Source organism: Paramagnetospirillum caucaseum (assembly GCF_000342045.1).
Classification (GTDB): Bacteria; Pseudomonadota; Alphaproteobacteria; order Rhodospirillales; family Magnetospirillaceae; genus Phaeospirillum; species Phaeospirillum caucaseum.
This window is the reverse complement of sequence record NZ_AONQ01000005.1, coordinates 87159-113252: the sequence shown is the minus strand read 5'-3', so window position 1 is coordinate 113252 and position 26094 is coordinate 87159. Positions and strand designations below refer to the sequence as shown.

28 protein-coding genes and 1 pseudogene are annotated in these 26094 nt (G+C 68.1%); 12 read left to right on the top strand and 17 right to left on the bottom strand.

Features of this window, described 5'->3' with window-relative positions; translation table 11 throughout:
• Positions 1–227: pseudogene (locus tag H261_RS03615) on the bottom strand (MBL fold metallo-hydrolase); the annotation flags it as partial.
• A gap of 106 nt (positions 228–333) precedes the next feature.
• Between H261_RS03615 and H261_RS03610 the strand changes: the two are divergent.
• The 6 genes from H261_RS03610 (at position 334) to H261_RS03585 (ending at position 6698) form a co-directional block, all read left to right on the top strand.
• A complete protein-coding gene (locus H261_RS03610; RefSeq protein ID WP_008614403.1) occupies positions 334–1773 on the top strand; it encodes a sigma-54-dependent transcriptional regulator in 1440 nt (479 codons plus the stop codon).
• Positions 1773–3131 carry a sensor histidine kinase gene (locus H261_RS03605; RefSeq protein WP_008614402.1) on the top strand — a complete coding sequence of 453 codons (1359 nt, stop codon included), beginning with the start codon at positions 1773–1775 and terminating at the stop codon, positions 3129–3131. The genes H261_RS03610 and H261_RS03605 overlap by 1 nt, the downstream gene beginning before the upstream one ends.
• A 1-nt stretch (position 3132) precedes the next feature.
• Entirely contained in the window at positions 3133–4260 is a 1128-nt protein-coding gene (locus H261_RS03600; RefSeq protein WP_008614401.1) for an SGNH/GDSL hydrolase family protein, read from the top strand.
• Positions 4261–5151, top strand: a complete 891-nt coding sequence (locus H261_RS03595; RefSeq protein ID WP_008614400.1) for a ChbG/HpnK family deacetylase — start codon at positions 4261–4263, stop codon at positions 5149–5151.
• Positions 5148–6308 carry a 3-phenylpropionate MFS transporter gene (locus tag H261_RS03590; RefSeq protein ID WP_008614399.1) on the top strand — a complete coding sequence of 387 codons (1161 nt, stop codon included), beginning with the start codon at positions 5148–5150 and terminating at the stop codon, positions 6306–6308. The genes H261_RS03595 and H261_RS03590 overlap by 4 nt, the downstream gene beginning before the upstream one ends.
• A gap of 69 nt (positions 6309–6377) precedes the next feature.
• A complete protein-coding gene (locus H261_RS03585) occupies positions 6378–6698 on the top strand; it encodes an acyltransferase (protein ID WP_235062857.1) in 321 nt (106 codons plus the stop codon).
• Here H261_RS03585 and chrA read toward each other — a convergent pair.
• On the bottom strand, positions 6681–8039 hold the full coding sequence (gene chrA, locus H261_RS03580) for a chromate efflux transporter (RefSeq protein WP_008614397.1): 1359 nt from the start codon (positions 8037–8039) through the stop codon (positions 6681–6683). The two genes, H261_RS03585 and chrA, sit on opposite strands and share 18 nt — an antisense overlap.
• Positions 8023–10515 carry an EAL domain-containing protein gene (locus H261_RS03575; protein WP_008614396.1) on the bottom strand — a complete coding sequence of 831 codons (2493 nt, stop codon included), beginning with the start codon at positions 10513–10515 and terminating at the stop codon, positions 8023–8025. Before H261_RS03575 ends, chrA begins: the two co-directional genes overlap by 17 nt.
• A 231-nt stretch (positions 10516–10746) precedes the next feature.
• On the opposite strand from H261_RS03575, the gene H261_RS03570 reads away from it, so the two are divergent.
• Positions 10747–11373, top strand: coding sequence for a DUF2478 domain-containing protein (locus H261_RS03570; RefSeq protein ID WP_008614394.1), 627 nt, complete (start codon positions 10747–10749; stop codon positions 11371–11373).
• Here H261_RS03570 and H261_RS03565 read toward each other — a convergent pair.
• The 3 genes from H261_RS03565 to H261_RS03555 all read right to left on the bottom strand — a co-directional run bounded on the left by H261_RS03565 (position 11331) and on the right by H261_RS03555 (position 13909).
• Positions 11331–12233: a helix-turn-helix transcriptional regulator gene (locus H261_RS03565; protein WP_008614393.1), complete on the bottom strand. Its 903-nt coding sequence runs from the start codon at positions 12231–12233 to the stop codon at positions 11331–11333. The genes H261_RS03570 and H261_RS03565 overlap by 43 nt on opposite strands.
• A 151-nt stretch (positions 12234–12384) precedes the next feature.
• The gene (locus H261_RS03560; RefSeq protein ID WP_040475648.1) at positions 12385–12858 is read right to left on the bottom strand and encodes a helix-turn-helix domain-containing protein; all 474 of its coding nucleotides are present in this window, start codon (positions 12856–12858) and stop codon (positions 12385–12387) included.
• A gap of 118 nt (positions 12859–12976) precedes the next feature.
• On the bottom strand, positions 12977–13909 hold the full coding sequence (locus H261_RS03555) for a LysR family transcriptional regulator (protein ID WP_008614391.1): 933 nt from the start codon (positions 13907–13909) through the stop codon (positions 12977–12979).
• 105 nt (positions 13910–14014) lie between these two features.
• Here H261_RS03555 and H261_RS03550 point away from each other — a divergent pair, with 105 nt between their 5' ends.
• The 4 genes from H261_RS03550 (at position 14015) to H261_RS03535 (ending at position 15660) form a co-directional block, all read left to right on the top strand.
• Positions 14015–14623 (top strand): GNAT family N-acetyltransferase, encoded by a 609-nt coding sequence (locus tag H261_RS03550; protein ID WP_008614390.1) that lies wholly within the window; start codon positions 14015–14017, stop codon positions 14621–14623.
• Between the two features lie 7 nt (positions 14624–14630).
• Positions 14631–15059, top strand: a complete 429-nt coding sequence (locus tag H261_RS03545) for a ribbon-helix-helix domain-containing protein (RefSeq protein WP_008614389.1) — start codon at positions 14631–14633, stop codon at positions 15057–15059.
• A gap of 25 nt (positions 15060–15084) precedes the next feature.
• Entirely contained in the window at positions 15085–15273 is a 189-nt protein-coding gene (locus H261_RS03540) for a hypothetical protein (RefSeq protein WP_008614386.1), read from the top strand.
• 75 nt (positions 15274–15348) lie between these two features.
• Entirely contained in the window at positions 15349–15660 is a 312-nt protein-coding gene (locus tag H261_RS03535; RefSeq protein WP_008614384.1) for a hypothetical protein, read from the top strand.
• 4 nt (positions 15661–15664) lie between these two features.
• On the opposite strand, the gene H261_RS03530 is transcribed toward H261_RS03535, so the two are convergent.
• A complete protein-coding gene (locus tag H261_RS03530; protein WP_008614382.1) occupies positions 15665–17068 on the bottom strand; it encodes a homospermidine synthase in 1404 nt (467 codons plus the stop codon).
• Positions 17069–17423: 355 nt separating this feature from the next.
• Positions 17424–18311, bottom strand: coding sequence for a LysR family transcriptional regulator (locus H261_RS03525; protein WP_008614380.1), 888 nt, complete (start codon positions 18309–18311; stop codon positions 17424–17426).
• Between the two features lie 183 nt (positions 18312–18494).
• Between H261_RS03525 and H261_RS03520 the strand changes: the two genes are divergently transcribed.
• Positions 18495–19661 (top strand): YbfB/YjiJ family MFS transporter, encoded by a 1167-nt coding sequence (locus H261_RS03520; protein WP_008614378.1) that lies wholly within the window; start codon positions 18495–18497, stop codon positions 19659–19661.
• On the opposite strand, the gene H261_RS03515 is transcribed toward H261_RS03520, so the two are convergent.
• The 9 genes from H261_RS03515 to acpS form a co-directional block, all read right to left on the bottom strand.
• Positions 19630–19878 carry a GIY-YIG nuclease family protein gene (locus H261_RS03515; protein ID WP_008614377.1) on the bottom strand — a complete coding sequence of 83 codons (249 nt, stop codon included), beginning with the start codon at positions 19876–19878 and terminating at the stop codon, positions 19630–19632. The genes H261_RS03520 and H261_RS03515 overlap by 32 nt on opposite strands.
• Position 19879: 1 nt before the next feature.
• Positions 19880–20506 (bottom strand): LysE family translocator, encoded by a 627-nt coding sequence (locus H261_RS03510; RefSeq protein ID WP_008614375.1) that lies wholly within the window; start codon positions 20504–20506, stop codon positions 19880–19882.
• Positions 20507–20521: 15 nt separating this feature from the next.
• Positions 20522–22165: an AMP-binding protein gene (locus H261_RS03505; RefSeq protein ID WP_008614373.1), complete on the bottom strand. Its 1644-nt coding sequence runs from the start codon at positions 22163–22165 to the stop codon at positions 20522–20524.
• Positions 22166–22316: 151 nt separating this feature from the next.
• A complete protein-coding gene (gene recO, locus H261_RS03500; protein ID WP_008614371.1) occupies positions 22317–23027 on the bottom strand; it encodes a DNA repair protein RecO in 711 nt (236 codons plus the stop codon).
• Positions 23014–23229, bottom strand: coding sequence for a hypothetical protein (locus H261_RS03495; protein WP_008614369.1), 216 nt, complete (start codon positions 23227–23229; stop codon positions 23014–23016). Before H261_RS03495 ends, recO begins: the two co-directional genes overlap by 14 nt.
• Positions 23230–23239: 10 nt before the next feature.
• Positions 23240–24151, bottom strand: a complete 912-nt coding sequence (gene era / locus H261_RS03490) for a GTPase Era (protein ID WP_008614367.1) — start codon at positions 24149–24151, stop codon at positions 23240–23242.
• A complete protein-coding gene (gene rnc / locus H261_RS03485) occupies positions 24148–24837 on the bottom strand; it encodes a ribonuclease III (protein WP_008614365.1) in 690 nt (229 codons plus the stop codon). The genes era and rnc overlap by 4 nt, the downstream gene beginning before the upstream one ends.
• 3 nt (positions 24838–24840) lie before the next feature.
• Positions 24841–25584, bottom strand: a complete 744-nt coding sequence (lepB, locus tag H261_RS03480; RefSeq protein WP_040475647.1) for a signal peptidase I — start codon at positions 25582–25584, stop codon at positions 24841–24843.
• A gap of 93 nt (positions 25585–25677) precedes the next feature.
• The gene (gene acpS, locus H261_RS03475; RefSeq protein WP_008614362.1) at positions 25678–26073 is read right to left on the bottom strand and encodes a holo-ACP synthase; all 396 of its coding nucleotides are present in this window, start codon (positions 26071–26073) and stop codon (positions 25678–25680) included.
• Positions 26074–26094: the final 21 nt, after the last annotated feature.

The following is a 26094-nucleotide window of genomic DNA, read 5'->3' as shown; positions in this document are numbered from 1 at the left end:
GAATGGGTACAGAGCAACAGGTCGGCCCGCAGGTCCTCGGGCGCCACCGGCACCGGCACCCGGCGGTCGAGATCGAGGCCGCGCCGCGACGGGTGGCAGGAATTGGAGAGATAGGGGTCGACAGCCAGCACCATGCCGGAAGGCGACTTGACCATCCAGCCGTTCTGGCCGAGGAACCACAAGGCCAGGGTGCCCCTGTCCACCTGGGTCGCCGCGATTTCGGTCATCAAGCCGGTCATCATCCATCCACGCTGGTAATTGGTTGACCACTGGTGGCCGGGGGCTCAAGAATACCGCTCCCGCCCGCCAAAGACCACAGGAGCCCGCCCGGACATGACCACCCTGCCGATCATTCTGGTGGTGGACGACGAGAGGCAGTCGCAGGAAGCGCTGCGCCGGGTGCTGGCCGACGAGTTCCGGGTGCTGACCGCCTCCACCGCCGAGGAGGCCGAGGGCCTGCTGGAGCAGGAGATGGTCCACGCCATCCTGTGCGACCAGCGCATGCCCGGCGTCCAGGGGGTGGATTTCCTGAAGACGGTGCGCGACCGCTGGCCCGACCCGGTGCGCATGATCATCTCGGGCTATTCCGAGGCCGAGGACATCATCGCCGGCGTCAACGAGGCCGGCATCTACCAGTACATCACCAAACCGTGGGAGCCGGACGAGTTGGTCCAGACGCTGCACGGGGCGCTCAGGCTCTACGACCTGCAACGCGAAAGCGCCCAGGCCAGCCTGGACCTCAAGGTCCCCCAGGCGGCGCTGCAGAAATCCATCGCCAGGAAGACCGGCACTCTGAAGCGCCAGCACCATTTCGACGGCATCATCCACGCCGCCGCCTCGCCGCTGGCCGGCGTGATCGAGATGGCCCGCAAGGTGTCGTCCTTCGACATCTCGGTGCTGATCACCGGCGAATCGGGCACCGGCAAGGAATTGCTGGCCCGCGCCATCCACTACAATTCCCCTCGCGGCAACAAGCCCTTCGTGGTGGAGAATTGCGGCGCCCTGCCCGACCAGTTGCTGGAATCCGAGCTGTTCGGCTGCAAGAAGGGTGCCTTTACCGGCGCCTACGAGGACCGCATCGGCCTGTTCGAGCAGGCCTCGGGCGGCACCATCTTCCTGGACGAGATCGGCGAGACCTCGCCCGCCTTCCAGGTCAAGCTGCTGCGCGTGCTGCAGGAAGGCGAGATCCGCCCGCTGGGCGCGCGGCTGACCCGCAAGGTGGACGTGCGGGTCATCGCCGCCACCAACCGCAACCTGGAGGAGGAGGTGCGGGGTGGCCACTTCCGCCGCGACCTGTTCTACCGCCTGGCCGCCTTCCCCATCCACATCCCGCCGCTGCGCGAACGGCCCATGGACGTGCCGCTGCTGGCCGAGCGGCTGCTGGGCGACACGGCCAAGGGCTTCGGACGGCCCAGCCTGTGCTTCACCGCCGAAGCCCTGGACCAACTGCGCGCCTATGACTGGCCGGGCAACGTGCGCGAGTTGCAGAACGAGATCCAGCGCATGGTCGCCCTGGCCGACCACGGCATGCTGGGACCCGACCTGCTCAGCCCCCGCCTCAAGGCGCGGGTCTGCCCCGCCGGACGCGCCCTGGCCGACGGCGAGGCGCCCGGCTCGCTCCGAGAGCAAGTGGAGGCGCTGGAAGCCCGGCTGCTGGCCGAATCCTTAAGCCGTCACCGCTGGAACATCACCCGGGTGGCCGAGGAAACCGGCCTGTCCCGCGTCGGCCTGCGCGCCAAGCTGCGCCGCTACGGCCTGGAACGGGAGGGCTGATGGCCACCTACACCGACCCCCGCCCCTCCTCGGCCTACGACTTTGCCGGCGGCTACGACCCCGAGATGGCCGCCGCCCAGGAAACCGCCTGGATCGAGGTCATCAAGAAGATGGAGGAGGTCTATTCCGACCTCATCTCCTACGAAGTGGAGCTGGAGGAGAAGAACACCGCCCTGGAGGAGGCGCAGCGCTTCATCAATTCCGTGCTGTCGGCGGTGTCGGACATCCTGATCGTCTGCGACCAGTCGGGCCGCATCCAGCAGGTCAACCTGGCCTTCCTGCAGCTGACCGGCTTCGCCGAGATGGACCTGTTCGAGCGCCCCCTGGACGAATTGCTGGCCGAGGGCACCGGCAATCTGCGCCTGTTCAGCTGGATCGATTCGGTGGAAAGCCGCGACCGCGAGGTGCGCTTTCGCTCCCATGACGACGGGCTGACCGATCCGGTGGCGCTATCCTGCGCCACCCGCCTCGACCATCGCGGCCTGCCGGCCGGCATCGTGCTCACCGGGCGTCCGGTGGGCGAACTGCGCCGCGCCTACGAGGCGCTGAAAACCGCCCAGGCCCAGCTGATCCAACAGGAGAAAATGGCCTCGCTCGGCCGCCTGATCGCCGGGGTGGCCCACGAGTTGAACAACCCCATCAGCTTCGTCTACGGCAACGTCCACGCGCTGTCCAAGTACTCGTCGCGCATCGCCGCCTACCTGGACGCCATCCATGCCGGCTGTGACGGGGCCGAGCGGGAAAGGCTGCGGACCGAGTTGCGCATCGACGCCACCCTGGCCGACCTGCCCGCCTTGATGGACGGCACCGCCGAGGGCGCCCAGCGGGTGGCCGACATCGTCCGCAGCCTGAAGCGCCTGTCCTTTTCCGCCAGGGCCAAGCCGGAAGTGTTCGACCTGGGGGAAATCATCGTCAAGGCGGTGCAATGGTCGGCCTCGGGCAAGAAGGGTCTCGCCGCCATCGACCTCGACCTGCCGGAACGGCTGGCGGTGCGCGGCAATCCCGGCCAGTTGCACCAGGTGATCGTCAACCTGATCGAGAACGCCCTCGACGCGGTCGCCGGCCGCCCGGACGGCCGCGTCGCGGTCAGCGGCAAGGTGGAGGACGGCAAGGCGGTGCTGGCCATCGAGGACAACGGCCCCGGCATCCCCCCCGACATCGTCACCAAGGTGTTCGACCCCTTCTTCACCACCAAGCCGGTCGGCAAGGGAACGGGCTTGGGTTTATGGATTTCCTACGGCATCATCCGCGACCACGGCGGTACCCTGGAGGCCCACAATCAATCGGCCAACGACCAATCGAAAGGCGGCGCCCGCTTCACCATCCGCCTGCAGGCGGCCCCCGAGACAGGAGCCTGATTTGGTCCGATACCGCCGTTCCCGGCTGCGTGATCTGGCGGCCAACCTCCTGCTGACCGTGACCGCCTGCCTGACCTTTCTGATCCTGGCCGAATTCATCGCCTGGCAATTCAACCCGCCGCCCCGGCCGGGCCTGCCCGCCGGCATGTTCCGGGTCGCGCCGGGCAGTGTCTGGACCATGACGCCCGATTTCCGGGGCGTCATGGACAACCGGGTCGATTTCACCAATGTTCCGGCCACGGCCGATGCCTCCGGCGCCCGCGTGGTTCCCGCCGCCCCCGCCGAGGCGCCCCGCCGTCTGCTGGTGATCGGCGACAGCCAGACCTTCGGCCACGGCCTCTCGGACCAGGATTCCTGGCCCAACCGGCTCCAGGAGGACCTCAACCGCCGGGAACAGCCGGTAAAGGTCGTGAACCTGGCCGTGCCGGCCATCAATATCGACCAGTACCTGGCCCGCATCCGCCTGCTGGCGCCATCGCTCGGTCCCGCCGACACGGTGCTGATCGGCATGAGCTGGAACGACCTCATCACCCCGCCCTCGGACCGGGCTTCCAACCGTATCGTCGAAGGCTATCTGGTCAAGGCCGAGGCCGCCGACAACGACGCCAACATCAAGGCCCGGGTGCGGGTCTACGACTTCACCGGCGTGATGGTGCCGCGCTTCCAGGACCTCAAGAGCGTCCTCGACGCCATGAGCCAGAACTCGGCCCTGGTCGCCACCCTGTATCCCCGGGCCAAGGCCGTCTATTACCGCCTGCGCAACCATTCGCCCGTCGCCAATCTGGTCGCGGCCGGCGTTCCCGAGGCCAATTTCCTGATGATGCGCCAGATCGCCGATCTGCTCGCGTCTTCGGGCGCCCGTCTGGTGGTGACCCTGCTGCCCGAGCGCATGTTCTTCGAGGACCAGGCCTTCGCCGTCTATTCGGTGAACGGCCGGGACTTCCCCACCCCGGACTACCAGGCGGCCATCGCCCTGCCGCTGTGCGAGATGGCGGCAATCACCTGCCTCAACGCCTTCCCCCTGTTGCACGACCATCAGCGGGAGGGGCTGGTCTTCCCGGTCGACGGCCATTTCAACCCCAAGGGAGCGGCGCTGATCGGGACATGGCTGGCAGGCAGGCTGTACTGATTGCGTGCCGGCGCCGGCCTCTCTATCCTGCCGCCCATGACCCGCGAGAAAGCCGCCATCACCCTCTGCGCCGACGATTACGGACTGGCGCCCGGCCTGGGAATCGCCATCCGCGCCCTGATCGAACAGGGCCGCCTGCAGGCCACCGGCTGCATGACCGGCTCGGCCTTCTGGCCGGGCGAGGCCGCCTTGCTGAAACCGCTCGAGGGCCGGGCTGGGTTCGGCGTGCACCTGACGCTCACCGACCACACGCCGCTGGGCGCCATGCCGTCGCTGGCCCCCGGGGGGCGGCTGCCCGCCATCGGCGCCATGGTCAGGCGCGCCGTCCTGCGCCACCTGGACAAGGCCGAAATCGCCGCCGAGCTGGAGCGGCAGGTGGATGCGTTCGAGGCCCATATGGGCCGCCCGCCCGACTTCCTCGACGGCCATCACCATGTGCATCAATTGCCCGTCGTCCGCGACGTGGTGGTCGATCTGTGGCGCCGCCGCCTGAAGCCGCGCGGCGGCTGGGTGCGCTCGTGCTGGGAGAACCCGCTGGCCATCGCCCGGCGGGGCGTCGATCCCATCCGCGCCGCCATCATCGCCCTGCTGGGCATCGGCCTGCGCCGGCGCCTACGGGCCGAAGGCATCCCCCACAACCGCAGCTTCCGGGGGGTCTACGACTTTTCCGGCAAGGTGCCCTATGGCGAACTGTTCCGCGTCTTCACCGACGCCCCCGGTCCGGGAACCCTGGTGATGTGCCATCCCGGCGAGGTGGACGAGGCCCTGCGCGCCTGCGAATGGCTGACCGGCCAGCGCGAGGTGGAGTGGCGCTTCCTGGCCTCGGAGGCCTGCGCCCTGTCCCTGGCCGACCGCGGCATCACCCTCGCCCCCCGTCCCGTTCCGGCATGAGCCCCCGATCCGCCGCCCTGCGGCTGGGCACCTATTACGCCGCGCTGTTCGTGGCGGTGGGCATCCACATCCCCTTCTGGCCCCTGTGGCTGCAGGACCGGGGGCTGTCGGCCTCGGAGATCGGCTGGGTGGCCGCCGCCGGCTATCTGGTCCGCATCCTGGCCAGCCCGGTGATCGGCCATCTGGCCGATCACGGCGGCGAGCGCCGGACGCTGATGATCCGCCTGGCCCTGGCCACCGCGCTGATCTGGCTGGCCTTCCCCCTGGCCGGCGGTTTCTGGCCTATCCTGGTGCTGAGCGTCGTCGCCACCTTTCCCTTCGCCGGAATGATTCCCCTGGGCGACACCCTGGCCATGATGGTGGTCGGCCGCCACGGCCTGGATTACGGCCGCGCCCGGCTGTGGGGATCGCTGGCCTTCATCATCGCCGCCACCCTGCTGGGCAAGGCGCTGGAATCCTGGCCGGTGGCGGCGCTGCCCTGGCTGATGGCGGCGGCACTGCTGCTGACCGCCGTCACCTGCTTCGGCCTGCCCGACCTCAAGGTGCCGCGTCACGAGGGCAAGCCGCCCTCGCTCAGGCCGGTGCTGCTCCACCCGCTGTTCCTGCTGTTCGTGGGGGCGGCGGCGCTCAACCAGATGGCCCACACCGTCTATTACGCCTTCGCCACCATCCACTGGAAGGCGGCCGGGCTGTCCGACATGGTCATCGGCCTGTTGTGGTCGGAAGGCGTGGTGGCGGAAATCGTCCTGTTCGCGGTCAGCAACCGGGTGGTGGCCCGCTTCGGCCCCGCCGCCCTGCTGCTGGCCGCCGCCTTGGGGGGAGCGGTGCGCTGGCTGGTGCTGGGCGCCACCGCCGACCTGACTCTGGTGGCGCTGTCCCAGTTGCTGCACGCCGCGACCTTCGGCTGCGCCCATCTGGGCGCCATCCACTTCATCGCCCGGGCCGTGCCGCAAGGCCTGTCGGCCCGCACCCAGGGCGTCTTCGCCGCCATCGCCATCGGCCTCGCACCGGGCCTGATCACGCCGTTCAGCGGCCGGCTCTACGAAAGCCTGGGGGGCGGCTCGTTCCTGGCCATGGCGGCGCTGTCGGCCCTGTCGGCCCTGCTGGCCTGGGCGCTGATGCGGCGCTGGACCACGGGAAGCCGCATCATCGAGTGAAACGCTTTCCTCCCATGGATACGGTAGAGTAGGATCGCTACGGGGAAATACAGTGGCGAGTCATCGGGGATGAGCGGAAAAGAGAAGACGGTCGCGCAGATGTCGCGCTCCGAATTGATGGACCTGTTGAAGCGTTTCGCCGGCCTGCCGCCGCCGGTGGGCTATGACCAGGACGATTGGGACGACTGGCTGGTGGCCTCCGTACTGCAGCGCTGCCGCCGCGACGCCGGCGACGACAGCGTCGACGGCGCCGGCACCGCCAACGCCATCAGGCTGCTGGCGCCGCTCAAGTTCTTTCCCCAGCTCCTGCCCCACCTGGAACACCAGCTGGGACGCGGCCTGACCGCCGAGGAATTGGCCCCCGCCGCCGCCCTACGGAAAAAGAAATAGCTTCCAGACGATACCGGACAGCCCGGCCGCCGCCAGGGTCGGCAGCATGCCGATGCCGAAGCGCAGCATGGCCAGTGCGGCGGCCACCGCCAGGGCCAGGCCCGCCGGGTCCAGGCTGGCCACGTCGGGAACGAACAGGCGCAGCGGCCCGGCCCGCACCTCGTCCACCCGGCCGAACAACACGTGCAGGGCGAACCACAGGCCGAGATTGAAGATCACCCCCACCACGGCGGCGGTAATGGCCGCCAGGGCGCCGGACAGCGCCTTGTAGCCGCGCAGCACCTCCACATAGGGCGCCCCGGCCAAAATCCACAGGAAGCAGGGCACGAAGGTGACCCAGACGGTCAGCGTCGCCCCCAGCACCCCGCCGGCCCAGGGGCCGAGGCCGCCGTGATCGCGGAAGCCGGCCAGGAAACCGACGAACTGGTTGACCAGGATCAGCGGCCCCGGCGTGGTCTCGGCCAGACCCAGGCCGTCCAGCATCTCGGCCGGCTCCAGCCAGCCATGGACCTCCACCGCCTGCTGCGCCACATAGGCCAGCACGGCATAGGCGCCGCCGAAAGTCACCACCGCCATCTTGGAAAAGAACAGCCCCACCGCCCCGAACGCGCCGTGGCCCCAGGCCATGGAAACCGCCACCGGAACCAGCCACAGCACCAGGCACACCGCCACGGTCAGCAGGGTGCGCCGCCGGTCGGGGCGCATGTGGCCGGCGCCCCGGTCGATGGCATGGTCGGCGGCGCCCTTGGCTTCGGTCCGTCCGGCGGCTCCATCCGGCAGGAAGGCGGCGCGCCCCGCCCGGGCGGCCATGAAGCCCCATGCCCCGGCGGCCAGCACGATCAGTGGAAACGGCAGGTCGAGCAGGAAGATGCCGAGAAAGGCGAGAACGGCGATGGCCACCTTCTCCGCCGAGCGCAAGGCCCGGCGGCCGATGCGCAGCACCGCCTCGATCACTACCGCCAGCACCGCCGGCTTGATGCCGTAGAACAGCCCCTCCACCAGGGGCACCTGATGGAACCCGGCGTAAAGCGCCGCCAGCCCCATCATCACCAGGAAGCCCGGCGCCACGAACAGGGTCCCGGCGACGATGCCGCCCCAGGTCCGGTGCAGCAGCCAGCCGATATAGGTGGCCAGCTGCTGGGCCTCGGGGCCGGGCAGCAGCATGCAGAAGTTCAGGGCGTGGAGAAAGCGGGCCTCGCCCACCCACTTCTTCTCCTCCACCAGGATGCGGTGCATGGTGGCGATCTGCCCGGCCGGCCCGCCGAAACTGAGCAGGCCGATGCGCAGCCAGACCCGCACCGCCTCGCCGAACCGGGGATGGGCGTCAGGAGACGACGGCATCGGAGGCATGCATTCCGTTGAGGAACAGGCCGGCCAGATCGGCGGGCATGGGCTTGGCGATCAGGTAGCCCTGGATCTCGTCGCATTCCTGGGCGGCGAGGATACTCATCTGGTCCAGGTCCTCGATGCCTTCGGCCACCACCTTGAGCCCCAGGGAATGGGCGATGCCGATGATGGAGGACACCAGCATCATGTCGCGCGAATCCCGCGCGATGTCGCGGACGAACGAGCGGTCGATCTTCAGCGTGTTGACCGGCAGGCGTTTCAGATAGCTGAGCGAGGAATAGCCGGTGCCGAAATCGTCGATGGCGAGCGTCACCCCCAGGGCGCGCAGGCGCTGCAGCACCTCGCGCTGATCGACGGCCAGATCGATGACGAAACTCTCGGTGATCTCCAGTTCCAGGTGGTCGGCGGGGAAACCGGTCTCGTCGAGCACCCGGCGGACCTGATCGGGCAGGTCGTCGCCGGAGAAATTAACCCCCGAGAGGTTAACGGCCATGGTGACGTCATGCCCCTGGTCCAGCCAGATCCGGCCCTGGAGGCAGGCCTGGCGCATGACGAACAGATCGATGCGGTCGACCTGATGCATTTCCTCGGCCAGCGGGATGAAGTCCAGCGGCGAGATCATGCCGAGCCGGGGATGCTGCCAGCGGACCAGGGCCTCGAACCCCGAGACCCGGTTGGCGGCAATATTCTTCTTGGGCTGATAATGGACCAGGAACTGCCCTTCCTCCAGCGCCTGACGCAGGGCCATCTCCAGTTCGAGGCGATGCTCCTCGCGCTTGGTCATCTCGGCGGAATAGAAGTTGAAGCGCCCCTTGCCCGCCGCCTTGGCCTGATACATGGCGGTATCGGCATGCTTGAGCAATTCGTCGCCGCTCCGCCCGTCGACGGGGAACAGGCTGATGCCGATGCTGGTGCCGATGAACACCTCGCGGCCGTCGATGGCGATGGGCGTCTGTAGCGCCGCCAGAATCTTCTCGGCGACCAGGGCGGCGTCGCCGGCGGCGGAAATCTCGTCCAGGATCACCGTGAACTCGTCGCCGCCCAGCCGGGCGATGGTGTCGGTCATGCGCACGCAGCCGCGCAGGCGCACCGCCACCTCCTTCAGCAGTTCGTCGCCGGCCCGATGGCCCATGGTGTCGTTGACCTTCTTGAAGCCGTCCAGGTCGAGGAACAGCAACGCCGCCTGCCGGTCATGGCGGAGCGCATGGACCACGGCGCGCTCCAGCCGGTCCTGGAACAGCACGCGGTTGGGCAGATCGGTCAGGACGTCATAATGGGCGAGGCGCAGGATGTGGCGCTGGGCCTCCACCTGCTCGGTGATGTCGCTGAAGCTGCCGATGAAGTAACGGACGGCGCCGGCCTCGTCATAGACCGCGACGATGCTTTCCCAGGCGACGAACACCTGCCCGTCCTTGCGGCGGTTCCAGATTTCCCCCTGCCAGCGGCCGTCGCGGTAGATGGCCTGCCACATCTCGGCATAGAAATCGGCGTCGTGGTGGTTCGAGCGGATGATGCGGGGATTGCCGCCGATCACCTCGGCCTCCTCATAGCCCGTCAACTCGGTGAACATGGGATTGATCCGCAGGATCCGCCCCTTGGGATCGGTGATCAGGGTGGCTTCCAGCGCGTTGCGGAAGACATGGGCGGCCAGACGGGTTTCCTCGTCGGACAGCGCCTTTTCCGTCAGCCGGCGGGCGCTGCGCCGGCCGATCAGGCCAATGCCCGCCACCCCCACCAGCCAGAAGCCGCCATGGGAGACGGTCAGGGCGCGGATGGCCTGATGTTCCACCTCGAGATAGGGGGCCATGGGGACCGACACGCCGACGGCGCCGCGCACCGAGCCGTTGGGAAAACCCAGATGGCCGTGACACTTCTGGCAGCTCTCCTCCATCAGGAACGGCTTGATCAGCCGCAGATGCGGATGGCCGTCCAGGGCGGCGATCTCCAGCTTCTCGGGAATCCGGCCGGCCGAGAACTGGCGGATGGCCTCGGCCTCCCAGGGATCGGCCTCGTTGTTGGGATTGAGGTAGACGATCCCGACGATGCGGCCCTTGATGCCATAATCGTCACCGTAATCGGCCATCATCTCGCGCAGCATGTAGGCCGGATTCATCAGGGTCAGCAGCCGCCCGTCGCTGGCGGTGAGATCGCGGTCGGGCAGATGGGACATCCAGGGGCTGGGCGGCGTCTTCTCGGTCGGCTCCACATAGACGCCGCCATGGCCCGAGGCCCAGCGGCGATAAGCCAGATCCTTGTTGAAAGCCGAACGGGCGGTGTTCAGGGCCAGTTCGAAGGTGGTGGCCTGCTGATGGCCGACGTTCCACCACAGCGATATGCCGAGCAGCACCGTCCACAGCACCACCGCCGCGGCCCCATAGCGGATCACCAGATCAATAATTCGCCGCCGCTCGGTGACCGGAAGGGTCACGATGCCGTCATCGGGCGTCTTGGCGGCCGGAGCGGACTGCATTCAGCCGTGCCCCGCCCTGTCACCCGCCCTGGTCGGTTTCGACCACCTGGACACGCGCGTCTCCTTCCCTATCCCCCGGCCATTGTTCAATGGCGCCCCGGCGACCACAAGGGGGAAAGCCTGATAATCGGCAAGTTTTCTCGTTTTGGGCCTATCCCGCAAGCCTGATGTCTTAATCCGTCCGACTGTGATACACCTGATAGGGGAATGCATCGGGAGAGTCGGGAACCCATGGCCGAAGATGATACCGCGCCCCCGCTGAAGATCGGCGTCATCGTGAGACCGCCGGACGCCAGCGTGCCCGATTCCATGGAAGGCTTCGCCCGCATCCTGCAGGGCCAGGGCTATCTGGTGCGCGGGCTGGTCCAGCGCAATTCGGCGCCGTCCGGCGACTGCGCCTGCACCATGACCCTGGTGGATATCGAAAACGGCCAGCAATTCCGTATCAGCCAGGACCTGGGGAGCGGCTCCACCTGCTGCCGGGTCGACACCCAGGCGGTGGCCGAGGCCAGTTCCGTCCTGCGCCGGGCGGTGGAGGATGGAACCGACCTGCTGGTGGTCAACAAATTCGGCAAGCTGGAATCCCAGGGCCGCGGCATGGTCGACGAGATTCTGGCCGCGGTCAGCCTGGGCATCCCCCTGCTCACCTCGGTGGAGGCGCCGCTGCTGGAGCGCTGGCGGGAATTCACCGGCGGCCTGGCCGAGGAATTGACCCCAGGCTGCGGCGTCCTGATGCGCTGGTGGGAGAATGTCCGGCCGCGCGGGGTGCCGCGCTCGTCACGGCTGTTGCGCGGACTCCAGGAATCCGCCGGGGATCAGCCGTTCCAGCGGATGGAGCCGGTTCCGGAAACGTCGTAGCCGCCCAGGGTCTCCACCCGCCGGGCGAACTCGATGGTGCGGGCGAAGGCCAGCAGCGCCTGGATGGGCGGCTCGAAATAGGCGCGGCGGTCGATGGCCAGATCGAAACGCTCGCGGTGCAGGGGCACGAAATCCAGCTTCAGGCTCTTGGCCACCGAGGCCACCGCCAGCCCGGCATCGGCGGCGCCTTCCAGGATGGCCAGCCCCACGTCGGTTTCGCTGCGCACCGGCACCTGCGCCGTGGTCAGGGCATCGGCGGCAATGCCGGCCTCGGCCAGCAGCCGGTCGAGCAGCAGGCGGCTGCCCGCCCCTTCCTGACGCAGCACCACCCGGGCCTTGGCCGCCACCAGATCGGCCAGCGACCCAATTCCCAGCGGATTGCCGGAGGCCACCACCAGCCCCTGCTGGCGCCAGGCCCACTCGATCAGCACCACGTTGCGCTCGGCCAGCATCTCCTGGACCTGCGGCAGGTTGTAGGCGCCGCTCTCGGAGTCGAGCAGATGGATGCCGGCCACCGCCGCCTCGCCCAGGGCCAACTGCCGCAATCCGTCCATGGACGATCCCGGCAGCACCGCCAGCCCGCCGCCCACTTCGCGCAGGCACCATTCCAGCAGGGGGTCGTGACTGCCCGCCACCACCATGGGCACCTGGCCCTGCCGGGGCGTGTCGGCGGGCGAGGCGCTGTTGCGCTTCAGCCAGGCGTCGATCTCGCCCTTGGGAAACAGCCACTTGCCGGTGACCCGGGTACAGGGAATGCGCCGTTCCTTCAGCAATTCGTAGACCTTGCGCTCCTTGACGCGCAGGTAACGGGCCACCTGGTGGGTGTCCATCATCTCGGGAAAGTCGTGGGAATCATCCATGATGGCGGCGGCTTGGATCCGGAGGGGCAGGGAAAATATCCCTGCGAGAATGGCGCGGGGCGTGACGAATGACAAGGACCCAGGCATGCCCCCGGAACGAAAGCGGCCGGAGCATGGCCCCGGCCGCTTCTCTCACTCGTGACGATTCAGGCTATTCGGCGCCGGCGACGGCGGCCAGGGCCTTGGCCAGTTCGTATACCCGCTTCCTGACCTGGGGATCGGTGATGTTGTAATAGGCGCGCACCAGTTCCAGCGTCTCGCGCTTGGTCATGGGATCGGCCTCGAAGGTGGCCGGCTCCTCGGACAGCCCGGCCGAGCCCTTGATGATGTTCACCGGGCTCTGGGCCTGGACCTGATCGGCCATGTCGTCGAAGAAATAGGACACCGGCACGTCGAGGACGCGCGACAGGTCGAACAGGCGCGAGGCGCCGATGCGGTTGGCGCCGCGCTCGTACTTCTGCACCTGCTGGAAGGTCAGCCCAATGGCCTCGCCCAACTTTTCCTGGCTCATGCCCAGCAGCGTCCGGCGCAGCCGCATGCGGCCACCCACATGGACATCCACCGGATTGGGGGCCCCGCTCTCCAGCCGACCACGGGTCGATACATTGCGCTTCACCAAAACCATACCCCTAATTGAGTGAGAAACCTTGTCGTATTCTAGCTAACGCTCATCTAAACGCAACCGTTTTTAGTATGCAGCTGAATACCAGAGTATGCAAATACCCGCCCGGCCGCGGCCGGTCTCACTTCTCGCGGTACCACGAGGATGCGGTGAACATCCCGGCCAGCAGATCATACAATCCGCGCACCGAGGGCTCGCGCAGGGTGTCTTCGTGGGACACCAGCCACAGGGAAACCGCCATGGACGGAGCCGCCACGTCGATGACCTCCAGGCGGGGCTCGTAGAGGGTGGAATAGTCGGGCAGGACCGACACCCCCTCGCCGCCCAGCAAGGGACGCTGGAGCTTGGGGGTGTTGGCGGCCACGCTCACCCCTTCGCCCTGCTTGCCGGCCACTAGGCCGTTCCAGGAATCGAGCCCGCGGATGGCGCGATAGATGCCGATGTCGAGCAGCGGCAGCTCCGCCAGATCGTCGAAGCTGGAGACTCCCCGCAGCTCGTGCAGGAAATCCCGGCTGGCCACCGGAACGAAATTCATGGTGCCGACCCGGCGCACATGGACCGGGCCGCTGACCCGGGGCAGGTCGCCCGGCGAGGTGGCCATGATGGAAATATCGGCCTTTCCCGGCGCCGTGGTGAAGGCCAGCTTGGGCAGCGGCGCCCTCACCAGGCTGCGGTCCAGGGGCAATTCGTGCTTGTCCTGGCCCATCAGGGCGGGGATCAGGGTGTAGGTCAGCAATCCCTCGCTGGCCGCCACCGTCACCTTGGGGGTCTGAAAGCTGGTCAGGCCCTGCATGGCGCCTTCGAAGTCGTCAGCCAGGGTCGCCATGGCCCGCGCCCGCTCCAGCAGGGCCTCGCCCGCCGGGGTCGGGGTCGCCCCCGACTTGCGCCGGGTGAACAGCGGCCGCCCGATGGCGGCCTCCATGTTGCCGATCCTGCGGCTGACCGTGGTCTGGTCGACCCCCATGGCGACAGCCGCGGCGGCGAAGCTCTTGTGCTCGGCGCAGGCGATGATCAGCCGGACGTCGTTCCAGTCATGCAGGCGAAACTGACCCATGGCCCCTTCGCGCCACCCCTCGGTATTCACATTTCACGGCATACCGTAACACCGTGCATCCCTGCAAGATAGCCCCCATCGAGTTTCTTGCATGGAGGCGCACCGATGACGACAGAGATCCGCAACGGTAGCAAGGTCCCCAGCGCGTCGGTTACCGTGAAGATCGTCCGGACCCCGGACGAGTTCGCCATGGCCATGGCCATTCGCGCGGCGGTATTCCTTGCCGAAGAGGACAACATCACCTATTTCGACGAATTCAACGGCAACGATTATGTCGCCACCCACCTGATCGCCTTCGTCGACGGCGATCCGGCCGGGGTCATCCGGGTGCGCTGGTTCGCCGACTTCGCCCTGCTGGAGCGGGTCGGCATCCGCAAGCGCTACCGTTCCTACCAGGTTCTGGCCTCCCTGGCCCGCGCCGCCCTGGAGCTGGCCCGGCAGAAGGGATTCCGCATCGCCGCCGGGCGCGCCCGGCTGGAGACGGTCAATTTCTGGAAGCGCTTCGGCGGCCGCCAGTCGGGCGAGGCCGTCAGCATGTACCGCGGCACCCTGGTGCCCATCGTCCACGACATCCCGCGCCGTCCCGACCTGGGCGCCATCCAGGCCGGCCCGTTCGGCGATCCGGATTTCGAATCCCTGATCGTCCAGCCGGAGGGCAGTTGGGATTTCAGCAAGCTGAACCGGGCTCCCCTGCATCTCTCGGCGGCGGAGTAGCCCGGAGATGAATTGGCAAGACCGCCAGGGCATGATCGCCGACCTCAACCTGCGCATCGAGTTGAAGCGTCTGGCCGACAAGGCGTTCGAACGTGACGACGGCCCGTTGATGGCGATCCTCGAGGTCGCCATCAACACCCTCGACGAGCGCCTCGCCGATCCCGAGGCCTATGCCAGGGAGGAGGCGCCGCGCAAACGGCCGGTGACGCTGCTCTGCCGCAACGTCCGCATCAAGGGCAAGCGGACCAGCGTCAAGCTCGAGAACGAGTTCTGGAGCGCCCTGGAACGGATGGCCGGTGAGGCCCATTGCACCATCGACGATCTGTGCGACGCCGCCCGGCGCCGCTACGAGGCCAGCAGCCTGACCTCGGCCATCCGGGTATTCGTCCTCAACGGCAACATGGCCGCCCAGCCCAGCCAGCCGGTTCCGGCCTGAGACGCCTTAAGGAAAGGATCACGCCATGATCACCATCGGCAAGGGCCCGTCGGGCCTGCCCGCCGCCGCCGCCGCGGCCCAGATCGCCCGGCTGCTCGACGACCTCGCCCATGAAGCCCGGCGGATGGGATTCGGCGGCCTGGCCGAATCCATCGCCTCGGTAGGCATCGAAGCCAGCGAGGAAGCCCGCCACGCCAGTCGCCTGAAGATGTAGACCCGTTTGCATCGGCGGAAACGGAAAGCTATCCTCTGGCTCCCGGCCCGGACCGGGAGCCAGAGGATGGAAAGCATGAGATTCGTCGCGGCCGCGTTGTTGCTTCTCTCCCTCGGCGCCTGCGCCGAGGTCACCACCTTCCGCCGCCCCGACGGCTCCACCTACCATCACGTCAATTGCGGTGATTCCATGAAGCTGGAATCCTGCCGCCATGCCGCCGGACGGACCTGTTCCAACGGCTTCACCCGTATGAACCTCGCCTCCATCGGCGACGACTCCGCCGCCCAGCGCTGCATCAGCGACAACCAGGAGCGCCGCCTCAACCGCGAGCCGGAACAGGCCTGCCCGCCCATGGCGCGGACAGACAACTACTTCGTCTGCAAGTAGCGGATCAAATCACCCGGACATTCTTGAACTGCCAGGGGTCCGAGGTATCCAGATCCTCGGCGAACAGGGTTCCACGCCCGTCCAGCGGCGTCCAGTCGGTGTAGACTCCGACCACCGGGCCGAGATAGGGCCGGGCGATTTCAAGAATCCGCCGGAAGTCGATCTCGTCGGGCTCGACCACCCCCATCATGGGATTTTCCAGCGCCCAGATCATGCCGGCCAGCACCGTGGCGGTGACCTGCAGGCTGGTGGCGCTGTTGTGGGGCGCCAGTTCGCGCGCCTCGGCGATGGACAGTTGCGAGCCGTACCAATAGGCGCCCTTGGCGTGGCCGGCGATCAGCACGCCCAGTTCGTCGATGCCGCTGACCAGTTCCTTGACCATCAGGCGCTGCTTCGACGGCATCACCCAGTTCTTGCCGGCCAGTTCGTGCAGCGACAGCACGGCGGCGTCGCAGGGGTGATAGGCGTAGTGCACGGTCGGGCGGTAGGCGACCCGACCTTCCTCCTTCACCGTGAAGTAATCGGCGATGGAGATGGATTCGTTATGGGTGATGAGGTAGCCGTGGAAGGCGCCTTCCACCGGCGTCCAGGTCCGCACCTTCTGGCTGGCCCCCGGCTTCATCAGGTAGATGGCGGCGTCGCCGCCGAACTCGTGGCGGCGGCCGTCGGCCGGCATCTCCTTCTCGTGGGTGCCCCAGCCCAGTTCGGCCGGCTGGCAGCCCTCGCCCACGAAGCCGTCGATGGACCAGGTGTTGACGAACTCGTCGGGGCCCTTGGGGGTGGAGCCCTGCTGGGTGTCGCGCTCGGCGACGTGGATGACCTTGACCCCCAGCCGGGACGCCAACTCGCCCCAGCCGCGCCGGTCCTTGGGAATTTCGCTTCCCAGGCCGGTGTCGGCTGCGATGTTCAGCAGCGCCTGCTTGACGAAATGAGAGACCAGGCCGGGATTGGCGCCGTGGGTGGTCAGCGCCGTGGGCGCCGGGCCGTCGACCCGCAGGCGCAGCATCTCCTCGCGCAGGGCGTAATTGGTCCGCAAGGAGGGCGACAGGCTGGAATCGGTGTAGCCGCCGGCCCAGGGCTCGATGCAGGTGTCCTGATACAGCACGCCGAGATCGCGGCACAGCTCGACCAGCGCGGTCGACGACACATCCACCGAAAGATTCAGCAGGAAGTCGCCCTTGCGCAGCATGGGAGTCAGGCGGTCGCGGAAATCGTCCTTGGTCAGCGGCTTGTTGATGAATTCGATGCCGTATTCGGCGGCAACCCCACGGCCGCGCTCGCAGGCCGTGATGATGGTGATCTGGGCCGGTTTGATCTCGATATGGCGCAGGATGAGGGGCAGGATGCCCTGGCCGATGCTGCCGCAGCCGATGATGACCAAACGGCCCTTGAAGACAATGGTGCGCATAGCGGTACTCCCCTTACCTCGGTTTGGTCCGGCGGCGAGGCCGGAACCTGATGCCATCAACAACGCTCCTGTCCACGGGCTCCGCGAGGCGCCCGCGTTCGACGACAACGGCGGCAGGCGACCGGAAACCCGGCCGCGACCGCCGTCACATACTGGTACAGATTTCCGGGATAAAGCCCATCTTGTGGGTCACGAACATGTCCACCTCCCTTTCGGGCGCCGCCAAAGAACCCGGCGGCTCTTCCAAAAAGGACGCGTCCGACGTTGCATAACCGACAAGGGCCATAGGCACGTACGTGTGCGTCACTGGCCCGCTATATACCCGTCCCTCTACTGCGATGCAATAGCTGTTGCCCTATTCCGCCGCCTGGACGCGGGCCAGGCCGTCGCGCACATGGCCGAGAAAAGCGGCCTGGGCGCTGGAAACGAAGGAATCGCGGCGGCGGATGAACACCGTATCGACCATGGCCTCGTCGGGCGGCAGGGTATGGACGGCGACACGGCGGTCGCGCCACACCCGTTCCATCATGCGGCGCGGCAGCAAGGTGATTCCCATGCCGGCGGCGACGCAGCCGAAGATGGCCTCCAGCGTGCCGAATTCCAGCAACCGCAAACCCACCACCCCTCGCCGGGCGAGGATGTCCTCCAGCCGCTGGCGGTAGGAACAGCCCGAGCGCAGCACCACGATGCGCAAGCCCGCCAACCCCGCCGACCAGTCGAGGCGCAGGATACCGGGCGCGGTCAGCACCACCAGTTCCTCGCGGAACACCGTCTCCTCCACCAGATCGGGGTGGTTGACCGGGCCGCTGACGAAGGCGCCCTCCAGCCGGCGCTCCAGCACCTGTTCGATGCCTTCCCGCGTGGTGCCGCCCCGGATGGACAGGTCGACGGCGGGCCAGCGCTCGACGAAGCCGGTCAGCAGCGGCGCCAGATGCATGGACAGCGTGGTTTCCAGCGAACCGACCACCAGATCGCCGGCGGGCTCGCCGTTGTCGGTCACCGCCCGGCGGGCGTCCTTCAGCAGGCTGATCACCTGCAACGCATAGGGCATCAGCCGCCGCCCGGCGGGCGTCAGGGCGACGCCGCGCGAATGGCGCTCGAACAGCCCGGCCCCCACCTGCTCCTCCAGCAGGCGGATGCGGGCGGTAACGTTGGACTGCACGGTGTTCAGCTCGGCCGCCGCCCGGCTCATGCCGCCCAGACGGGCCACCGCCTCGAACACCCGAAGATCGCCGGCATCCATGATACGCCTCCAACCCATCTCATCTGGTGATCGATATTATCATATCAAATCGTTTTAACTGAATATGAAGGGCGCATAGGGTGGAACGGTGATGGCGGCCGGGACGGCCGCGCTCCATGCAAGGGCTCCCTTTATGGAGCGCGGGCATCCTGCCCGCAGGACATGCGGCTTTCGGAGAGCGCGATGCACCATCCCGGCCCCTGGCGGGCGACCTTCTCGGCCTTGTGCGCCAATCTGGTGGGTATCGGCCTGGCCCGCTTCGCCTATTCCCCGCTGATTCCGGCCCTGGTGCGGGAGGGCTGGTTCCCCGCCTCGTCCGCCGCCTATCTGGGCGCCGCCAACTTGGCCGGCTATCTGGCCGGCGCCCTGGCGGCCCGCGCCCTCGGCCGTAGCCTGGGACCGGCACGGGCGCTGCGGGCCATGATGATGGTGATCGCCCTGTCGTTCCTGCTCTGCGCCCAGCCCCTGCCCTTCGCCTGGTTCTTCGTCTGGCGCTTCGCCTCGGGGGCGGCGGGCGGCATCATCATGGTGCTGGCCGCCACCCTGGCGCTGCCCCATGTGCCGGATTCGCGGCGCGGGCTGGCCGGCGGGCTGATCTTCATGGGGGTCGGGTTGGGGGCCGTCGCCTCGGCCCTCCTGCTGCCCCCGCTGCTCGCCCGGGGGATGGGCCTCACCTGGGTGGCGCTGGGCCTGCTGTGCCTGGGTTTCACCCTGGCGGCGTGGCGCGGCTGGCCCGAGGATACCGTGCCGCCGGCGGGAAATCAGGCACCCCCGTCCGGCGATCCCCGCCTGCGCGCCCTGATGGGGGTCTACGCGCTCAACGCCTTCGGGCTGGTGCCGCACATGGTGTTCCTGGTGGACATGGTGGCGCGCGGCCTGGGCCTGGGGCTGGAGCGCGGCGCCGCCATCTGGCTGCTGTTCGGCCTGGGCGCCACGGTTGGGCCGGTAGTGCTGGGCCGTCTCGGCGACCGCTTCGGCTTCGGGCTGACCCTGCGGGCGGCCCTGGCCACCCAGGCCGTGGTGGTCGCCCTGGCCTCGACCACCGATGAAGTTGGCTGGCTCGGCCTGTCGGCCCTGGTCATGGGCGGCTTCACCCCGGGAGTGGTGCCGGTGGTGCTGGGCCGGGTGCGGGAATTGCGGCCCGGCGATTCCGGGGCGCAGCGCGCCGCCTGGAGCCGCACCACCGCCGCCTTCGCCCTGGGGCAGGCGGCGGGGGCCTACGGCCTGGCCTGGGTCTTCGCCGCGACCGGGGCCTACGATCTGCTGTTCGCCCTGGGCGCCGCCGCCCTGGTACTGGCCCTGATGCTGGAACTGGCGGTCAGGCCCCGGCGGATTTCAGCGACCGCTTGAAGGCGTGGTCGCGCTTGATGGCCGCCTCGCGCCGCAGCGCATCGCCGTGGGGCAGCGGGCCTTCCAAATGGGCGAGGCGCCAGGGACCGCGCCCCCGGGTGAACTTGGCCCCCTCGCCGGCATTGTGGCGGGCCAGCCGGTCCGCCACGTCCAGCGCGATGCCGGTATAGGCGACGTTCGCCCCGTTGAGCAGGACGTAGACGAACCAGTCCTTCATCTCAGCGCTCGATGATCAGCTTGAGCCCCAGGGCGACGAACACGCCGCCGGCCAACCGGTCGAGCCACAGCCCGGCCTTGCCGTGGCGGCCCAGCCAGCCGCCCAGCGAACCGGCGAACCAGCCGATGATTCCGAACAGCACGCAGGCCTGCAGGGTGAACAGCAGGCCCAGCTGGGCGGTCTGCCAGCCGGCCCCGCCCTTGGCCGTATCCACGAACTGGGGCAGGAAGGCCAGGAAGAACAGGATGACCTTGGGATTGATGGCGTTGGCCAGCAGGCCGCGCCTAAACAGCACGGTCAGCGGCTCGTCGCCGCCCACGCCGGCGTCGATGCGCATGGCCCCCGAGGAGCGCAGGGCGCCGATGCCCAGCCAGACCAGATAGGCCCCGCCGGCCAGCTTCAGCCCGGTGAACAGCACCGGCGAGGCGGCGATGGCGGCGCTGATGCCCAGCGCCGCCAGGACGGTATGGCTGAGACAGCCCAGCGCACAGCCCAGGCCGAAGGCCATGCCGGAGCGCCGGCCGCGCGACAGGCCGAGGCCGAGGATCATCAGATTGTCGGGCCCCGGCGACAGGGTGATCAGCATGGCCGCCGCCAGGAAGCCCAGAGCCTGGACCGAATCGATCATGGCAGGAAGTCTGCCCTACAAATCCCGGAGGCGGAAGCGTTGGATCTTGCCCGTCTGGGTCTTGGGCAGAAAATCCACGAACCTGACGTCGCGCGGATACTTGTAGGGGGCGATGTTGGCCTTGACGAAGTTCTGGATCTCCTCGGCCAGCATCGTGCTGGCCTGGGAGGGATTGTCGAGCACGATGCAGGCCCGCACGATGGTACCGCGCGCCTCGTCGGGCACCCCGACCACGGCGCATTCCGACACCTTGGGATGTTCGAGGATGGCGCGCTCCACCTCCTGGGCCGAGATGTTGTAGCCCGACGAGACGATCATGTCGTCGGAGCGGTCCACGTACCAGAACCAGCCGTCCTCGTCCTGCTCCATGATGTCGCCGGTGACGTTCCAGCCCTTCTTGACGAAGACCGCCTGGCGCGCCTGATCGTCCAGGTAGCGGCAGCCGGTGGGGCCGCGCACCGCGAGGCGGCCCTTGGAGCCGGGCGGCAGCGGGTTGAAGTCGTCGTCCAGGATGCAGGCGGTATAGCCGTCCACCGGCCGCCCGGTGGCGCCGGGCCGCGCCACGTCGGGGGTCTGGCAGATGAAATGGGTCAGCATCTCGGTCATGCCGATGCCGTTGACCAGCTTGACGCCGGTGCGCTCCAGCCAGTCGTCGTACAGGCGGGGCCGCAGGTGCTCACCGGCCGACGAGCCCTTGCGCAAGGACGAGATGTCGTACTTGTCGATCATTCCCAGCATGGCGTGGAAGGCGGTGGGCACGGCGTAGAGGCTGGTGGCGCGGTGGCGCTGGATGCCCTCGAGGATCATCTCGGGCGTCGGCTTGGCCACCAGCACGGCGGTGGCGCGGTAGCGCAGCGGGTACATCATGAACGCCGCCTTGCCGTAGGTGAAGGCGATGGACGGCGAACCGATCACCACCTCGTCGGGCTCCAGCGTGTGGCTGCGGGGCCAGCAATCGCAGCACGCCAGGATGTCGCGGTGGAAGTGCATGGCGCCCTTGGGGTTGCCGGTGGTCCCCGAGGTGAAGGTGATCAGCGCCACGTCGTCGGCCGCGGTGTCCACGTTGACGAAACCGGCCGGCTTGGCCTCGGCCCGGCGGTCGAGGTCGGCGTCGGAATCCGCCCCGGTTCCCAGCGGGGTGAAATAGCCGACGTGGCGCAGTTCGGCCACCTTCTGGCGGGTCAGCTCCATCTCCTCGGACAGATCCAGTTCGCACAGCGCGATGTTGATGCGGGCCTTCTCAACGATGAAGCTCAGTTCCTTGGCGCGCAGCAAGGGCATGGTGGTGACGCAGATGCCGCCGGCCTTCAGAACCGCCAGCCAGCAGGCCACCAGCATGGGGGTGTTGGCCGAACGCAGCAGCACCCGCCCGCCCGGCACCAGGCCGAAATCCTCGGTCAGCACGCGGGCGATGCGCTCGGCGCGGTCGAGCAGGTGGGCGTAGCTCCACGTCCCCTCGCCGTAATGGAACACCGGCTTGGACCCGAAACCGGCGGCCACGGCGGTATCGATCAGCGCGGCCGCCGCGTTGATGCGGTCGGGATAATGGCTGAGATGGGGCACCGAGTAGTCGAACACCGGCCACAGATCGGGTGGCGGCAGCAACTCGCGGGCAAAGCGGTCCACATGGGCACTGGGCACGCCACCGGGCAAGCGCATTCGTTCCTCCACCGACTGAACGTTCATTCATCTGAATGATTATTCATTCAGCGCCCGAGGTCAAGGGGAATACAGGATGCATGACGATGCGGCCGGGACGGCCGCGCTCCAGAAAAGCCATCCCCCTGGAGCGCGGGCATCGTGCCCGCGCCTATCCCAACCGCCCGACCAGCCGTCCCCGCGCCGCCGGCAGGACGGTGTGGCGGGGATCGAGCACATGGCGTTGCAGGAAGAAGCCGGAAAGCTCCAGCCCGGCGCGGATGTCCGCCCCCGTCCCTTCCCCGCCCTCCACCAGGAAGGCCGGCAGGCGGAACAGCCTGTCGCGGTAGGGCTCGCCCGCCTCGCGGCTGACGGCGCGGCCGGTCTTGGGGCTGACCCAGGCGAGGTCGTCGGTCCGGCCGGTGGCGGCGCAGGCCGTGAGGTCGAGGCCGAAGCCCAGGTCACGCAGCAGCGCCAGTTCGAAATGAACGTAGACGCTGGGCCACGACTCGGCCTCCAGGGCATACAGCAGGGCGGCCAGGGCGGCATGGCAGACGGGATGGGGCTGACGCTCGGGCAAGGCCGCCTCCGCCAGGGCGCAAGCCGAGCCCAGGGCCGCCAGCCGGGCCGGGTCGTCGAGGAAGGCGGCGCCATGGGCCTGCAGCATTTCCAGGCGGTAATTGCCCAATTGCTCGGGCAGGCGGGCCGTCCATTTGGCGCGGACGGCATTGCCGGGCTGCAAGACGGCGCGGTTGGCCTTGGCCTGTCCGCCATGCACCAGACCGGCATGGCGCCCATGGGACCGGGTCAGCAGGCTGGCGACGGCGCCGGTCTCGCCATGGCGGCGCACCGCCAGCACGATCGCGTCGTCATCCCATTCCATGCCAGCTCCACACGAACAGCCCCAGCCCGGCGGCGGCGGCGGCCAGGGCAAGACCGGCCAGCAGCTTCTGGCCAGGCGAGACGGCGGGAATGTCGTCGTCCTCCAGGCTCCAGGCCCCCCGGACGAAGCGGTGCAGCATCAGCCCCAGCAGCGCCAACACCCCCACCCACAGCAGGGCGATGGCGATGGCGCGGAGGGTCATGCCGCCATCCTCACGAATCGAAATCCAGGCCGATCTCGGAGTAATGGCCGCGCTTTTCCGACCAGTCCTCGCGCACCTTGATGTGGATGAACAGGTGGACGCGGCGCTCCAGCAATTCCTCCAGCTCCTGGCGGGCGCTGGCGCCGATGGCCTTGATCTGGCGGCCGGCCTTGCCCAGCACGATGGGCTTCTGGCTTTCCCGCTCGACATAGATCACCTGGTCGATGCGCGCCGAACCGTCCTCCTTCTCCTCCCACTTCTCCGTCTCCACGTGCAGGGAGTACGGCAGTTCCTGGTAAAGGGCGATGAAGGCCTTCTCGCGGGTGATCTCGGCGGCCAGCAGGCGCTGCGGCAGGTCGGAAACCTGATCCTCGGGGAACATCCACGGCCCCGGCGCCACCAGCTTGCCCAGATGGGCCAGCAGATCGGCGATGCCGTCGCCCTTCAAGGCGCTGATCATGAAGACGTCGGTGAAGATGCCCTCGGCATCCAGCTGGGCGGTGAGGCCCAGCAGCTTGTCGCGCTTGACCAGATCCACCTTGTTGAGCACCAGGATGGCCTGGCGCTTGGTTTCCTTCAGCTTGTCGACGATGGCGCGGGATTCGTCGTCATAGCCCCGCGCGGCGTCGATCAGCAGGCAGATGTGGTCGGCGTCGTTGGTGCCGCCCCAGGCGGCGGCCACCATGGCGCGCTCGAGGCGCTTCTTGGGCTGGAAGATACCGGGGGTGTCCACCAGGATGACCTGGGCCTCGCCCACCATGGCGATGCCCATCACCCGGAAGCGGGTGGTCTGCACCTTGGGCGAGACGATGGAGACCTTGGTGCCCACCAGGGCATTGACCAGGGTGGACTTGCCGGCATTGGGGGCACCCACCACCGCCACGAAACCGCAGCGCTGGTCGGCTTGGGAAACTTCATTCATGACTTCACCTGTTCCAGCAGCGTGCCGGCTGCCGCCTGCTCCGCCACCCGTTTCGAGGCACCGCGGCCCACGGCCGAGCCTACACCTTCGACGCTGACCTCCATCAGGAAAATCGGCTCGTGCGGCGGGCCTTCCTGGCCCAGCACGCGATAGAGGGGCAGTTGCAGCCCGCGTCCCTGAGCCCATTCCTGCAGCGCGGTCTTGGCATCCTTGGGCGGGGCCAGCGCCTCTTCCATCAGCGGCTCCCAGCGCGCCCGCACGAAATCCGCCGCCACGGCGAAGCCGGCATCGGCGTAAAGGGCGCCGATCACCGCCTCGCAGGCATCGGCCAGGATGCCGGGATTGTTGCGCCCGCCGGCCTCGTCCTCGCCCTTGGCCAGCACCAGATGACGGCCGAGGCCGATCTCGCCCGCCACCCGGGCCACCGCCTCGCGGCGCACCAGGGCGGCGTGACGGCGCGCCAGGGCGCCCTCGGCCTCGTCGGGAAAGCGGGTGAACAGCATCTCGGCCACCACCAGGCCCAGGACCCGGTCGCCGAGGAATTCCAGCCGCTCGTAAGGGTCGGAGCCCCGCGGACGGCGGCCCTGCTGGATGCTGCTGGGATGGGTCAGGGCCTGGGCCAGGAGTTCGGGCCGCCCGAAGGCATGGCCCAGTACCGCAAGAAGGTCGGCGCCGACGCCTTTCATGCCCTACTCGATTCCCTGGAGCAGGCGGGAATAGCGGATGGCCCAGGGCCAGCGCCACACCTCCCACAGCGCCGCGCTGCCGTCGCCCGAGAAGAACAGGATCTCGGCCCGGCCGACGAAATTCTCGGCCGGCACGAATCCCACCTCGGACAGGAAGCGCGAATCCGCCGAATTGTCGCGGTTGTCGCCCATCATGAAGTAATGGCCGGGCGGCACCACGTATTCCATGGTGTTGTCGGCGGGGCCGTTGTCGCCCAGGAATTCGATGATCTTGTGCTTGCGCCCGTTGGGCAGGGTCTCGACGTATTGGGGAGCGCGCAGGATATTGCCGTCGCGGTCGCGCTCGACGAAATCCTCGATGCGCTTGCGGTCCACGGCGGCGCCGTTGATGTACAGCACGCCGGCCTTCACCTGGATGCGCTCGCCGGGCAGGCCGACCACCCGCTTGATGTAGTCGATCTTGTTCTCCGGCGGCTTCTTGAAGACGATCACGTCGCCGCGCTCGGGCAGGCTTTCCATGATCCGCCCGCCGCCCGGCCCGACGCCGAACGGCATGGAGTAGCGGGAATAGCCGTAGGCGTATTTCGAGACGAACAGATAGTCGCCGATCAGCAGGCTGGGGATCATCGATCCCGACGGAATGTTGAAGGGCTCGAAGGCCAGGGTGCGGACACCTCCGGCGATCAGCATGGCGTAGACGATGGTACGGATCGTCTCGCCCATTCCGCCCGACTTGCCTTTAGACATGAATAGCGCCGCTTATCCCATTGAAATCAATGACGCCGCCCCCGTGGGAGGCACACGGCGCCGCCGAGATCAAGCCAGCCCGCGCGCCCGCTGTCAAGCCGGCAGGACTTCGATGATCACCACGGCCTGGGCCAGGGGGTATTCGTCGGTGAGCGAGAGGTGCAGATGGGCGCGCATCCCGGCGGGAATCCGCCGCGCCAGCAGGGCCGCCGCCCCGCCGCTCAAGCTGAGGCAAGGACGCCCCTCGCCGTCGTTGGCGATCTCGATGTCGCGCCAGCCCACGCCGTCCTTGCCCAGCGCCTTGACCAGCGCCTCCTTGGCGGCGAAGCGCTTGGCATAGGCCCCGGAGCGCGCCTGGCCGACCCGCCGTTCGGCGGTGGCCCGCTCCCCCTCGGTGAACACCTTGGCGATGAAGCGCTCGCCGAACCGCTCCAGGCTGTCCTCGATGCGGCGGATGTCCACCAGGTCGCTGCCCAGGCCGATGATCATTGACTGCACACCATGAATGCG